This is a genomic window from Vibrio sp. V10_P2A27P122, from assembly GCF_963874335.1.
In the GTDB taxonomy this organism is placed as follows: Bacteria; Pseudomonadota; Gammaproteobacteria; order Enterobacterales; family Vibrionaceae; genus Vibrio; species Vibrio anguillarum.
The window spans coordinates 1-14,449 of sequence record NZ_CAWNHY010000300.1 but is presented as its reverse complement, the minus strand read 5'-3'; the positions used below and the strand labels follow the sequence as shown (position 1 = coordinate 14,449).

Below are 14,449 nucleotides of genomic sequence, written 5' to 3'. Positions count from 1 at the left end.
GTGGCGTATTGAGCAAAACACAAGTCAGAATAAAGTGAGATTCTAAATATCATGAGATTCATCTTCATCGTTCTCGTGATAAAAATCATTCGGATCTTGAGGGACGCTAGGGTCTTCTAGTATTTCAATGACTTCTGAACTTGAGTATTCATGCCCCATCAGGAAAAGCGCTAACATGGCATCGGCTTTGGATTTATTGTCCGCTTTTTCTAGCAAAATTTCTTCAAAGCGTCGCCGTATCATGGCAATCTCATGTTCAACAAAACCGCGACCTTCTTCCTCTCCTTCACCTTCCTCGGGCGCATTATCAAACTCCAGAAACAGAAAATGGCCGTCCAATTGTGTGTCAATAAGACGTTCAGGCAACCAAGCCTCACCCATCACCAATTCTGGATCGGTGTTATCGGGTAGTGAATCGAGTATGTGTTTCAGTTCAGATGCTTTCACAGTTTTATCGTTTCAGTAATCATGTCGCTATTGTAGCGGCGATTTTCTTATAAACATAAGAAATCCTGATCCGATTGCCCAATTTTAAATCGCTTAATCATACGAACGATGGCAAAACATACCGGAATCGAGGAGGAAGCGAATAAATGCTCGCCGTTTGTGAAAGGATAACTGATTGCAGGAGCGTTGATTATGCTACAATCCGCTCAGTTTTATGTAATGAAATGAATAGGAAATGCTTTGACCTCGTCACAGCCCAATCAACACAAGTCAATGAACGCTAGCAGCAACAGTGCGGCATCTCTGCGCAATGCATTGAAAGAATGCATGATGCGTGATCGTTTTCGTCTGAGTAAACGCATCTCTGGTGCGAGCAAAATAAAAAATGAGCAAGCCAAACATGCCGTTTTTGATCAAATTGCGCTCGATATTGCTCAGTCAATGATGGTGGCGCAGCAGCGTCTCAACAGCCGCGTTACCATCGACTACCCTGATTTATTGCCCGTAAGCCAAAAACGCGATGATATCGCCAAAGCGATTGCTGAAAACCAAGTGGTAATTGTGGCGGGTGAAACAGGGTCAGGCAAAACGACTCAGTTACCCAAAATTTGCGCAGAACTTGGGCGCGGTAAATATGGCCTGATTGGCCATACGCAACCACGTCGCCTTGCTGCGCGTTCGGTCGCGAGCCGAATAGCGCAAGAGATGGAAACAGAACTGGGTGGCTTTGTTGGCTATAAAGTTCGTTTTAACGATCAAATTTCCGAGCAGACTCAGATCAAATTGATGACTGACGGGATATTGTTGGCCGAAATCCAGCATGATCGTTTTCTCAATCAGTACGACACCATCATTATCGATGAAGCGCATGAGCGCAGCTTAAATATCGATTTTATCTTAGGTTATTTGAAAGAACTGCTGCCGCGTCGTCCGGATCTCAAAGTCATCATTACTTCGGCCACCATCGATCCTGAACGCTTCTCTAACCATTTTAGCGGTGCGCCTATCATTGAAGTGTCGGGTCGTACTTATCCGGTCGATACGCGTTATCGACCACTGCTTGGTGAAGAGGAAGCAGACCGCGATCAACTTGAAGGTATTTTTGAAGCCGTCGATGAACTCTGTGCTGAAGGGCTTGGTGATATTCTGATCTTCATGAATGGTGAACGAGAAATTCGTGATACGGCCGATGCGCTCAGTAAACGTAACTTACGTGATACTGAAATTGTGCCGCTTTATGCACGATTATCCGCCGGTGAGCAGAATAAAATCTTTCAGCCCCATATAGGGCGGCGCATTGTTTTAGCCACCAACGTGGCAGAAACATCCCTTACCGTTCCGGGGATCAAATATGTCATTGACCCAGGTACGGCGCGTATCAGCCGTTATAGCTACCGCACCAAAGTCCAACGTTTGCCGATTGAACCAATTTCTCAAGCGAGTGCAAATCAGCGTAAAGGACGTTGTGGCCGTGTTGAAGAAGGGATCTGCATACGCCTCTATTCCGAAGAGGATTTTCTTTCACGCCCAGAATTTACCGATCCGGAAATACTGCGTACCAACTTAGCCTCGGTTATTTTACAAATGACCGCACTTGGGCTAGGTGATATTGAAGCATTCCCATTTGTGGAAGCGCCGGATAAACGCAACATTCAAGATGGTGTGCGTTTGCTTGAAGAGCTTGGTGCGATTGTTCCTGATACCAATAAAAATGGCCACGACAGCAAAAAGCAGTTGACGGATATGGGGCGCAAATTAGCACGCTTGCCGATTGATCCCCGTTTGGCGCGTATGGTGCTCGAAGCGCCAAAGCTTGGCTGCGTAAAAGAGCTGATGGTGATTGCCGCTGCACTTTCGATTCAAGACCCACGTGAACGCCCATCAGATAAGCAACAAGCCTCAGATGAGAAACATCGCCGATTTTTTGATGAAGAGTCCGATTTCCTGAGCCTAGTGAATTTGTGGAACCACATTCAAACTGAGCAAAAAGCGTTAAGCAGCAGCCAATTTCGTAAGCAGTGTAAACAAGATTACCTCAATTATTTGCGGGTACGCGAATGGCAGGATGTCTACTTCCAAATTCACCAATCGATGCGTGAAATGGATTACAAATTGAACGACGAACCGGGCAATTACCAAAGTATCCACAGTGCAATTTTGGTTGGTTTACTGTCGCACATCGGTATCAAAGACCAAGAGAAAAATGAATACCAAGGGGCTCGTAACGCCCGCTTTAATATTTTTCCCGCTTCTGGCCTGTTTAAAAAGCAGCCCAAGTGGGTGATGGTCGCCGAATTGGTGGAAACCTCTACACTGTGGGGGCGTATTGCAGCTAAAATCCAGCCTGAATGGGTGGAACCGCTGGCACAGCATTTGATCAAGCGTAGCTACAGCGAACCGCATTGGTCAAAAAAACAAGCCGCCGTCATGGCCTATGAAAAAGTGATGTTATATGGCATTCCTATTGTGCCTAAACGTTTGATTAACTACAGCACCATTGACGAGCCACTATGTCGTGAGATTTTCATTCGCAGTGCATTAGTTGAAGGTGATTGGGAAACCAAACATGCGTTTTTCAAGCAAAACCGTCGCTTATTACTTGAAGTCGAGGAGCTTGAGCATAAATCTCGCCGCCGCGATATTTTGATTGATGATGAACAGCTTTTCGAGTTCTACGATCAGCGAGTCGCAACGGATGTGGTCTCTGGGCGTCATTTTGATGCGTGGTGGCGAAAAGCCAGCAAAGCCACCCCAGATCTACTCAACTTTGAAAAAGAGATGCTATTTAAAGGTGATGCTAGCCACATCACTGATTTAGATTATCCCAACTTTTGGCACCAAAACGGTATTAAACTGAAGCTCAGCTATCAATTTGAACCTGGAGTAGATAGTGACGGTGTCACGGTACATTTGCCATTGCCGATTCTAAATCAAATTGAACCGACAGGGTTTGATTGGCAGATCCCCGGGTTACGTCATGAATTGGTTGTTAGCCTGATCAAGTCGTTGCCTAAAACACTGCGCAAAAACTTTGTACCGGCACCTAACTATGCGGATGCGTTTTTAGCTCGTGTCACACCGATGGAATTGCCTTTATTGGATGCGATGGAAAAAGAGTTAAGACGCATGACGGGCGTCGAGGTGAAGCGTGAAGATTGGAAGTTAGAGCAAGTTCCGGATCATTTAAAAATCACTTTTCGCGCGGTGGATCATAAAAATCGCAAACTCAACGAGCATAAAGATTTATATCAGCTGAAAGAGAGTTTGAAAGAGAAAGTACAAGAAACACTCTCTCAAGTGGCAGACGATGATATTGAACAGCAAGGTTTGCATACGTGGAGCTTTGGTGAATTACCGAAAGTGTACCAACAAAAGCGCGGCGGTTTCGAGGTTAAAGCCTATCCAGCGTTAGTGGATAGTAAAGAGAGCGTTGAAATTAAGCTTTTTGAGACCGAGCAAGAACAACTCAATGCAATGAAAGCAGGGCAAAGGCGTCTGATTTTGCTGAACGTTCCTTCACCGATTAAATATCTGCACACCAATTTACCGAACAAGTCAAAATTGGGGCTCTACTTTAACCCGTATGGCAAAGTACTGGACCTGATTGATGACTGTATTGCTTGTGGGATTGATAAGTTAATTGAGCAGCAAGGCGGTTTAGTGTGGGAGCCGGAGCAGTTTGAGGCACTGAAAGAGTTTGTGCGCGCTGAATTGGGCGATACTGTGGTCGATATCGCTCAACAAGTGGAGACGATTCTTACCACGGCATTCAACATTAATAAAAAGCTGAAAGGGAAAATCGATTTTACGATGGCCTTTGCCCTATCGGATATCAAAGCGCAGATCGAAGGTTTGATCTTTAAAGGCTTTGCCACCGAATGCGGCTGGAAGCGTTTGCCGGATATTCTGCGTTACATGCGCGCGATTGAACGTCGGATGGAGAAGTTACCCATTGATCCAAATAAGGATCGTTTGCACATGTTGAAAATTGAAGCGGTAACCAATGATTACAAAGCGCTACTAAACAAGATACCTCGCGGTGCAGAAGTACCTGAAAATGTTAAAGAGATCCGTTGGATGATTGAAGAGCTTCGCGTGAGTTTATTTGCTCAGCAACTTGGCACTCCTTATCCAGTTTCAGATAAACGTATAAAAAATGCGATTGATGCTTGTTAGGTATAAGATTTGCATCTAACCAACAGTTCACTATAATTTGACGCTATGTGGCAATCGGTCGCCGTTTTGAGGCCACTGCCAAATTAAATAAAGAAGGTTCATCATGAAAAAGACTTTAATCGCACTGGCGCTGATCAGTACATCTTCAATGGCGTTTGCTGACTCTTGGATTTATGGCGGCGCATCGGTAGGCCAATCGGATTTGAATGGTAAAAGCGGTACTTCGTACAACATTCATGCCGGTACTGGTATTCTTCCTCTGATTGGTCTCGAAGCGGGTTACACCGACCATGGCAAATTTGAAGTCACTGCCACGAATGAAATCGCGGCCTCTTCTGTTTATTTTGCGGTAAAACCAAGCATTGATTTTGGCCCTCTGCATGTGTATGCCAAGGGTGGTTTGCATTCTTGGGATAAAAAATTAAACAGCAATAAAATAGATGATGGTTTTGACATCATGTACGGTGTAGGCGCTGAATACTTCCTGATGGGGCCAATTTCAGTTGGTGCAAGTTACATGAATTACACTTTAGGCGATGACGATATTGGTACGGTTTCATTCAACGCGACCTTCCACTTTCTTTAATCTAGTCACTCAATCGCTTTCAACCACTTCTTGCTCGTTAGTAGCAAGAAGTGGTTTTTTATTTGAGCAGTATGGTGTGGTGTACATTCTCAAGTACGCCAGTAACTGAAAGCAAAGCGCGACCAGTGATTGATGATGTAGTCAATAAATGCCTGAGTTCGCTCAGGAAGAAAACGTCTCTGAGGGTGCAGCAAATAAACATCCGCTCCTTCAATCTGCCAATTAGGCAATAATGGCACTAATCGTTTCTCCTCTAACTCCTTATCAATTAATCCTTTAGGTAACCTTGCAATACCCATATTCATGAATGTGGCTTGTAAAATCGTATCAATTTCCTCAGAGCTAATACGTGCCTGAGGGATAAATTGAAAACGTTCTTTGCTTTGCTGATGTTCAAATATCCACGCTTGTTTGGTATTTAAAGTGAGTAGTGGCAGAGAAAGTAATTGCTCTGGATGTTTTAGCAGCAAAGAGGCTGAGTAGTCAGGGCTTGTGCACAACACGGAAGGGTTATTAGCTAGTTTGCGCGCAACCCAATCGGATTGCGGTTGTGGACCAAAACGCAGCGCTATATCAAGGTCGTGCTGGGTATGATAATCCAGCCCTGCACCGACTTGAATACGAATGTTGACTTTAGGATGTTGCTGACAAAATTCCAGTGCTAATGGACTTAGCTGATGCCGAATGGGTAGGATTGGCGCGTTAATGACGATCTCGCCTCTAAACTCTTGTTTGGCTTTTAGAGCTTGTGCTTGTTTATCTTCTATTTGGCTAAATAGGTTGGCATAGGTTTCAAACAAATGCTCGCCTTCTTTCGTTAGTACCACTTCTTTACTGTTTCTGATCAGTAGAATGCTGCCAATATCTTGCTCCAACTGCTGGATTCTGCGGCTCAACGTGCTGGTGGACAAGGCTTTTTGTTTTGCTGCCAGCGTAAAATTGCCACATTTCACTACCGTTAAAAAGAGTGATAAATCATCAAGTTTCATCATTAATCCCATTTATGCAATAAGCCATCCCATTCTATCCTATTTTAGGATGTGCACTATTACGTTATCGTGTCGGTCGCGCATTCTAATCAAGTTCATATGAGGGGCACATGCCTACCGATTCAACTTATTCGGCTAATCCGAAAATTATTTTTGCCAGCGTTGCTTTAGTCATCGCTTTAGGCTCGCTTGAAAAAAGCATCGTTACCACACCATTGGCTCTTATTGGGCAAGATCTCTCGGCAGGACAAGCATTAACATGGGTGATTACTGCTTATCTATTAGCATCGACCGCTGTATTGCCCGTCTACGGTAAACTGAGCGATTTGTTCGGACGAGTTCGGATGCTAAATGTCAGTATCGTGATCTTTATGTTGGGTTCCGCGCTGTGTACCTTTGCTTTTGATCTACCCAGTTTAATTGGTGCTCGTGTGATTCAAGGGATTGGCGGTGGAGGCTTAATAGCTCTGGCATTTACTGTTATCGCCGATTCAATTCCTGCGCGCGAAGTGGGCAAGTACCAAGGTTATATTTCAGCGGTTTATGCGGTGTCCAGTATTGCAGGGCCACTGCTTGGCGGCTATTTTGCTGACTACCTCAGTTGGCGGTGGGTATTCGGTATTAATTTACCGTTAGGGTTGGTGGCACTTTACATGGTTAACCGCTATTTGAAGCATCTCAATAAACGCAGAGATAGTCGCTTTGATTGGGTGGGAGCAGCGTTACTCATGAGTGCGACGACTTTGCTGCTGTTATTACTTTCTTCACATTCATTTATCCCTACTGGCTGGGGTGCGTTTGCATTACTGGCGTGTTTAGTTGCTTTGGTGGTTGTTGAACGCAGAGTGAGTGATCCTATTTTACCGGCGCGTTTAGCACGTCTTCCGAATTATCTGACCGCGATTGTTCTTATTATGGGATCGCAAATGCTGATGTTTGCGCTTTTGGTTTATTTGCCGCTGCAGTTTCAGTGGCAAAAAGGACTCACTCCGTCAGAAAGTGGTGCGATTATGGTGATCTTCATGGTCTGTATTACCTCTGGCGCTTATGTGGGTGGGAAGCTCATCGCGAAGTTTGGTCGTTATAAGATGTTAGTGATCGTCGGTTTTGCTTTGGCTATGGCTGCATTGTGGCAAGTTCACTACGATATGTGGGTGAAATTTGCATTGGGTTTTGCGGGTATAGGTATTGGTTTAACCTTACCGGCCTTAGGCGTTGTTGTACAAAGTGTCTTACCCGCACGTGATCGCGGCATTGGCATGTCACTGTTTAATTTTGGACGAGAACTCGGCGGTGCACTCGGTGTTGCGTTCTGTTCCGCGCTCTTTTACCTGAGAGTGCCGAGCGAAGTCATGGTTGCTGAACACGGTGCCGAGCAGGCCGGCGTTTCCACTCAGGTATTATCACAAGGTTTTAGCTTGGTTTATATTGGCATGAGCGTACTAGCATTACTGGCGATGTTACTGACAGTATGGCGCTTGCGTAAAGATGCATTGATGAAAAGTTCATCATGAATTATCCGTTTCGTTAGCAACATTACTCTTAATTGCGCTGGTTATCACTGGATGGTTCGTAGAATTAGGAAAAATTCATGAAGGTAGGGTAAACAGATCTACAAAGAAATGGACCCCAATGGTGAACACATAAGCTAATTCTTTAAGGGGGGGGATCCGGCTCATGCGGTATATCTCTCTCCATCGAAGTAGACTTCATCTGGGGTAAGTTAATTCAGTCTTAGCCATAATCGCTCAATGAAAACATTATCGATCCAACAGTCTTTCCCATCCATAATGATCTGCACGCCATGGTCGATTAACTTCTGTGTGAACTCAATGCTGGTAAACTGGTTGCTTTGATATGAAGTTGAAGATATCTGGCGGTCCATAGTGTTTAAGCGCTTCTTCAAGAGCTTCGATATAAAAGCGAGTAATATTGAGAAGCTCGCACTGGTGCTTTATAGGTATTTGGTTGGATTTATCCAACCAAATCTACGCTTGCAGTTCGTAGCATGCTTTTTCACCGTAAATTTTGATCTCAGTGGTATTGAGAAGATGCGATTCATCATCAGTGCCGTCGCAATCGCCAATCCACTGAAGCGACGTGAGCTCTCACGCTGCCTTGTTTTCATTCTCGTATAACCTCTCCATCAATCCAGAAAGTGAGATAGCCACTATTGATTAAGGCTTTATTATACTGTTTTCAGTTGGTTGTTTTATAACGTGGTTTAGGCATAAAGCTACGGTGTAAAGTGAATGTGCCTGATCAGATCGTAGCTTCTTGATTTAATTCCATAGATTTACGCAACAAAGCCTCATTAAACTAAAGCCACAAAGAGAACATTCTTCTCATATTGTGACTTTTTGCGTTTTTGATGTAAGCCATTGGAACGATCGTTTATTTTAATCAAAATAAAATATTTATTTCATTTAGATAACCAGTTATCTGGTGTGGTAATGAAAAGCCTTTGTATATCAATGATGTTTTATTTTGTTGAACAGTATCGTTCAACTCACTCATATTAGACTTGATGAATAAAGTCAGTATGACCATTTTGAGCAAAAATATTGCGATACTCTCAATTCTCAAAAACAAAATAAAAGTTTCACTTTAGGTTATTGTGGAATCATTGTTTCGTTGCTATGGTGTCTTTGTCATTACAAGAACTCATTGTTTCCATTCCGCTCATTAATGAAATGAGAACATCAATACTCGTTATGCGGTAGAGCTTCAATGAAAAGATCATAAAAACATCCTGTATAAGGAGAGTACCCTATGTATAACATTGCTTTGTTTGGCGCTGGCCGGATTGGACAAGTTCATGCCGTCAATATCGATGAACATAAAGAAACCAACCTCTACGCTGTCATTGACCCTTATGGTGATGGTGCCGCAAGACTGGCCGACAAGTATGGCGCAAACATTCAGACGACTGAACAAGCGTTAGCTGATCCGAATGTTCACGGGGTGCTGATTGCCTCTGCGACGGATACCCATGCTGAACTGATTGAACTGGCAGCACGAGCAGGGAAAGCTATCTTCTGTGAGAAACCCGTTCATTTGGATATTGAACGAGTACGTGAATGTTTAGCGATTGTCAAAGAGCATCAGGTTCCTCTCTTTGTCGGGTTTAACCGCCGTTATGATCCACAGTTTCGAAAAGTCCGTGAACAACTGAGTGCGGGTGTCATTGGTAAAGCGGAATCTCTGCTGATCACTTCCCGCGATCCTTCCCCACCTCCTGCTCAATATGTCAAAGTTTCTGGTGGCATGTTCCGAGATATGACGATTCACGACTTTGATATGGCTCGTTTTATCATGGGAGAAGATCCTGTCTCTATTTATGCACAAGGCAGTAATCTTGTCGATCCTGAAATTGGTCAAGCGGGGGATATTGATACCGCATTCATCGTGATGAAATTCCCATCTGGGGCGATGGCGACCATTACCAATAGCCGTCGCTCTGGCTACGGTTACGATCAACGTATTGAACTCCATGGTGAAAAAGGTTTACTGCGCGCTAATAATATTCATGAAGATGCGGTGGAAGTTTGGGGAGAGCAAGGCTGTGTGGCTGCAAAACCTGAACATTTCTTCTTACAGCGTTATGAAAAAGCGTATCGTGCAGAGTGGGAACACTTTGTAGATGTGTTATCTGGCCGAGCGGAGCCAGAATGTAGTGGTTATGACGGTGAGCAAGCATTATTGCTGGCAGATAAAGCATTGGAATCTCTACATTCAGGGCGTGAAATTACCCTGTAAATCGTCGTTAACCCATTCTGAATGACTGGGTGGGTTAACTTATCGCTCTGCATGGATGAAAAAGAGTGCTGGGCGTAATAAAAGCTATTGGAGGAACCATGATCACTTTTATTTCATTTATCGGTTTTACGCTGTTCGTTGCGGGTTTTGCTTACTATAAAACGCACAATGCACACCTCACTGATTCAACCGAAGGGTATTTCCTTGGTGGGCGATCGTTAACTGGGGTTTATATTGGTGGCTCAATGCTGCTAATGAACCTCTCCACGGAACACCTCGTTGGGCTAAATGGCTTATCATTTCGCACTGGCTTTATCGTTATGGCATGGGAAGTGATGGCAGCCATGACCATTGTTCTTTTTGCCATTTTCTTTTTACCTCGTTACTTAAAACTGGGTATTTCTACCATCCCAGAATACCTAGAAAAGCGCTTTGATAAGCAAACGCTGACCATCACGTCGATTCTATTTTTAGCTATGTATGTAATTTCATTATTACCTATTGTGCTTTATACCGGCGCGATTGCTTTGGAAAGCCTATTCCAAGTCTCTAATGTCTTTAATGTTGATAAAGATACCGCCTTATGGCTTATGGTTTGGGGAGTGGGTGGTATTGGAGCTATTTATGCTGTGTTTGGTGGAATTAAGGCCATTGCGGTGGCCGATACCATTAATGGCGTAGGGTTAATTACGGGCGGTTTGATGGTCACGCTGTTCGCTCTGGCTTATGTCGGAGATGGTGATATCTGGGGAGGATTAGTGGAAGTGTATCAAGCCCACCCTGAAAAGTTTAACTCTATTGGCTCTGAAGATTCCATGGTGCCATTTTCTACCTTATTTACTGGGTTGATTGTCTCTAATATGTTCTTTTGGTGTACCAACCAGTCGATTGTACAAAAAGCGTTGGGGGCGAAAAACCTAGCAGAAGGGCAAAAAGGGGTACTGCTTTGTGCTTTCTTTAAACTGATGATCCCAAGCATTATCATTTTACCCGGTATTATTGCGTTCCATGTGTTTAATGGACAGATAGCAAACCCAGATCATGCTTATCCGAATTTGGTGCAACTTGTCTTACCAGAAATGTTGGTCGGTTTCTTTGCTGCGGTAGTCGTTGGAGCCGTGTTCTCTACCTTTAGTGGCGGATTAAACTCTTCGGTAACGCTATTTACTGTCAATATTTTCCAAAAATCGCTTAAACCTGATGCAACGGAAGCACAAACTGTATCTGTTGGCAAATGGTTAGGGCTAAGCTTAGCGTTAATCTCTATGATTGTGGCTCCTTTAGTTGCCAACGCGCCAGATGGCCTATTCTATCTTATTCAGCAGCTACAAGGTTTGTTTAACTCGCCGATTTTGAGTGTGGTACTGGTTGGGTTACTGACTAAACATGTGCCAGCCATTGCGGCTAAACTTGGGCTACTTTTTGGTGTATCAGCCTATATTCTATTTAACTTTGTGTTCCAAGTCGACATCCACTTTTTCCACCTTGTTGGGCTATTGTTTGTTGCCAACATTGCCTTTATGTTGACGGTGGGTTACTTCTATCCCCAGGAAAATCATGAAGATGTTTATACCGAACAAGTGGATATTACTCCTTGGTCTATGACGCCTGCGGTGGCAGTGCTGATCACTCTTTCTTCTGTGTCTATGTATGTGTTCCTTGCGCACAATGTGCCAACTTGGGTCATGTCTGGATACTATTTATTGGCGGTAGGGGCACTGGGGTATGTCTTCTGGGTTATTTTCCGTGAGTTAATACGCAGTCCACGAGCTAAAATGCTCAAAGCTCAGAAAGACGCTCAATAGTGACAAGTTTTTACCTTGGCGCTCACTAGAGTTAAATACGTATACCGCTCAATCTTTTCGCAAAAGGATTGAGCGATTTTCGTTGATAGAAATAGGCTCTGCGATGGAACGTTCACTTTTACCCAATATTGTTAGTTATCTCTCTTCGATTGATCCCTTTGTGCGATTAGGAGAACAAGAGCAAAATGCCTTAGCGGCAGCAGTGGATATTCTCTATTTAAAGCAAGACAAACCGCTTGCTGGAGAGCATATTGTCGGGCAGGGCTTGTACCTTGTGCGAACAGGCGCGGTAGAGCAATACCATGCGGATGGAACCTTGCGGGCTCGGCTTGCAGATGGTGATCTGTTCGGTTTTAGCCAGCTGTATCGTACGGGTGAGTGTGATTACCAGCTAGTGGCGTTAGAAAACACGTTACTGTATCGCATTCCTAAAACGGTTCTGTTACAGCTCATGCAAGATAAACCAGCGGTTAGAAATCACTTCTCTTCCAAAGAATCGGTGCGTTTGGCTCATTCCAGTGTGAAATGGGCCGGTGAGGAAATGCTCTATTCAAAACGTGTCAAAGAGGTGATGAATCGTAGTGTGGCAAAAGTCCATTCTGATACTCTGGTACAAGAAGCGGCACAAATTATGGTCAATAGTCACCGTTCCAGTGCGTTAGTGATGGATAATGATCAATTAGTCGGTGTGGTCACTGACCGAGATATGACCAAAAGAGTCATTGCGGCAGGGTTAATGTTAAATACGCCCATCAGTCAAATTATGACTCAACATCCTCAAACCATTCAGTCTGATGCCTTGTTGCTTGAAGCGATGGAAATGATGATGTTACACAATGTACGAAGCTTGCCAGTGTTGGAGGGGGAGCAGGTTGTCGGGGTATTAACCGCCACCAGCTTGACAGAAAAAAGCCATGTTCATGCGGTGTTTCTGATCAGTCGAATTTACCGGCAGGAGTCTTTGATTGAGCTAGTGAGTCTGGTTCCTCAACGACAAGCAGTATTTGATGCATTACTCTCTGCCAGTGTTGCCCCTACCATTATCCAGCAGATGATGACCTTGATCGCCGATGCCTTTAATAAACGGCTACTGCAACTGGCTGAGCGCGAATTTGGCCCACCTCCGATGGAATATGCTTGGTTTGCCGCCGGATCTCAGGCTCGCCAAGAGATGCATTTAAATTCCGATCAAGATAATGGCATCATATTGGCTAGAGAAGCGAATCAGAATGAGCGAGCCTACTTTCAAAAATTAGCACAGTTTGTTTGTCATGGGCTTGATGCCTGTGGTTATCCATTTTGCCCAGGAGAGATGATGGCGAATCAGGCTCGCTGGTGTGTCTCTTTAGATCAATGGCAAAAAAACTTCAGGCAATGGGTGGTATTGCCTGAACCTCAGTCATTGCTCGATATCAGCGTATTTCTGGACATACGTTTTTTATACGGAGCAAAACCTTTGGTTGAGGTACTTAACCAAACCTTGCTGACTTGTGTCCGAGGAAACCAGCGCTTTCTTTCTATTATGGTGGCAAACTCTTTGCGCGTTAGTCCGCCACTAGGCCTGTTTCGTCAGTTTGTGTTAACCAAAGATGGGGATAATCGCCAAGTGCTCAATATTAAACAGCAAGCGGTGAATTTACTTGTTGAGTTAGCGCGAATTTATGCCTTAAATGCAGGGTGTTTTGTACCGGAAACGCACAAAAGATTAGCGTGTGCGGCAAAACTTGGTGTGATCAGCCATGGCAGCAAGCAAGAACTACAAGAAGCTTTGAACTTTATCAATCAAGTCCGCTTTCACCATCAAGGTGAACAAGTACAACGCGGGCAACCCCTGAATAACCAGATCGCGCCGGGTGAGTTGACGGCATTTGAACGTAACCACCTCAAAGATGCATTTCGAATTATTGCTCGTTACCAAGAAGCCGCGAGACAACGGTATCATGCAGGAGGGCGCTTACGGTGATAAAGCATTGGTTTCGTCGTCAACACCCGCTCAGCAATAGTGATAAGTTACGATGTCACGCTTTGGCACGATCTCGAATTCCATCTCATTGCCTGCCACTTTTTAAGAACCCGTACCCTGATCCCAGTACCCCGTTATCGCAGTTAAAGTGTGTGGTGTTAGATTTTGAAACCTCAGGGCTCAATCCAAGACAAGATGAAATTTTATCGGTAGGGATGATCAATATTCATTACCCTGTGATGTCTCTTGCCACAGCTCAGCATTATTATGTTGAGTCTGAGCACTGTATTGAGGCAGAAACAGCGGTCGTTAACCATATCGTACCGGAAACATTGCTCGGAGGCATTTCACGTCATGAGCTGATTGAATGTTTGGTCGAAAGTTTAAGCGGGAAAGTGGTGATTGCTCATGGTGCTGAAATTGAGAAGCAGTTTTTACGTCAGTTGCTATCGCTAGAAGATTCGCTCCCTTTACCTCTGATCTTTCTAGATACAATGCGACTAGAACGCTCGCTCATGAAGTATCGAGGGATTATGTATCCTGATTTACGATTGGCTCATATTCGAGACCAGAAACGGTTGCCTCCTTATCTTGCGCATAATGCTTTTGCCGATGTCGTGGCCACGGGTGAGCTGTTTCTGGCGCTGGTCGAGGATATTTGTGAAGATCAAACTCCGCGTTTAGGTCCCTTGGTATTGCGTTCATTATGATGAATACGTTGCTG

At 44.3% G+C, this 14,449-nt stretch carries 9 protein-coding genes and 2 pseudogenes; 7 read left to right on the top strand and 4 right to left on the bottom strand.

Features of this window, described 5'->3' with window-relative positions; translation table 11 throughout:
* Positions 1-42 precede the first annotated feature (42 nt).
* Positions 43-447: a hypothetical protein gene (locus AACQ17_RS16660; protein WP_013856808.1), complete on the bottom strand. Its 405-nt coding sequence runs from the start codon at positions 445-447 to the stop codon at positions 43-45.
* A gap of 240 nt (positions 448-687) precedes the next feature.
* On the opposite strand from AACQ17_RS16660, the gene hrpA reads away from it, so the two are divergent.
* Positions 688-4,623, top strand: coding sequence for an ATP-dependent RNA helicase HrpA (gene hrpA / locus AACQ17_RS16655; protein ID WP_094146835.1), 3,936 nt, complete (start codon positions 688-690; stop codon positions 4,621-4,623).
* A gap of 103 nt (positions 4,624-4,726) precedes the next feature.
* Entirely contained in the window at positions 4,727-5,209 is a 483-nt protein-coding gene (locus AACQ17_RS16650) for a porin family protein (RefSeq protein ID WP_017044743.1), read from the top strand.
* A gap of 89 nt (positions 5,210-5,298) precedes the next feature.
* Here the strand turns inward: AACQ17_RS16650 and AACQ17_RS16645 are convergent, their stop codons facing one another.
* Positions 5,299-6,210: a LysR family transcriptional regulator gene (locus AACQ17_RS16645; protein ID WP_013856811.1), complete on the bottom strand. Its 912-nt coding sequence runs from the start codon at positions 6,208-6,210 to the stop codon at positions 5,299-5,301.
* Positions 6,211-6,308: 98 nt separating this feature from the next.
* Between AACQ17_RS16645 and AACQ17_RS16640 the strand changes: the two genes are divergently transcribed.
* Positions 6,309-7,712, top strand: a complete 1,404-nt coding sequence (locus AACQ17_RS16640) for an MDR family MFS transporter (protein WP_013856812.1) — start codon at positions 6,309-6,311, stop codon at positions 7,710-7,712.
* 215 nt (positions 7,713-7,927) lie between these two features.
* On the opposite strand, the pseudogene AACQ17_RS16635 reads toward AACQ17_RS16640, so the two are convergent.
* Both AACQ17_RS16635 and AACQ17_RS16630 read right to left on the bottom strand, forming a co-directional pair.
* Positions 7,928-8,126, bottom strand: a pseudogene (locus AACQ17_RS16635) (IS3-like element ISVpa4 family transposase); the annotation flags it as partial.
* 101 nt (positions 8,127-8,227) lie between these two features.
* Positions 8,228-8,376, bottom strand: a pseudogene (locus tag AACQ17_RS16630) (IS5/IS1182 family transposase); the annotation flags it as partial.
* 594 nt (positions 8,377-8,970) lie between these two features.
* Here AACQ17_RS16630 and iolG point away from each other — a divergent pair.
* From iolG to AACQ17_RS16610, 4 genes are all read left to right on the top strand, one after another.
* Positions 8,971-9,957 carry an inositol 2-dehydrogenase gene (gene iolG, locus AACQ17_RS16625; RefSeq protein ID WP_094147433.1) on the top strand — a complete coding sequence of 329 codons (987 nt, stop codon included), beginning with the start codon at positions 8,971-8,973 and terminating at the stop codon, positions 9,955-9,957.
* 98 nt (positions 9,958-10,055) lie between these two features.
* The gene (locus AACQ17_RS16620) at positions 10,056-11,762 is read left to right on the top strand and encodes a solute:sodium symporter family transporter (protein ID WP_038148493.1); all 1,707 of its coding nucleotides are present in this window, start codon (positions 10,056-10,058) and stop codon (positions 11,760-11,762) included.
* A gap of 103 nt (positions 11,763-11,865) precedes the next feature.
* Complete coding sequence (locus AACQ17_RS16615; RefSeq protein WP_166538042.1) at positions 11,866-13,725, top strand: DUF294 nucleotidyltransferase-like domain-containing protein; 1,860 nt, start codon at positions 11,866-11,868, stop codon at positions 13,723-13,725.
* 155 nt (positions 13,726-13,880) lie between these two features.
* Positions 13,881-14,435: a 3'-5' exonuclease gene (locus tag AACQ17_RS16610; protein ID WP_228376474.1), complete on the top strand. Its 555-nt coding sequence runs from the start codon at positions 13,881-13,883 to the stop codon at positions 14,433-14,435.
* Positions 14,436-14,449 lie beyond the last annotated feature (14 nt).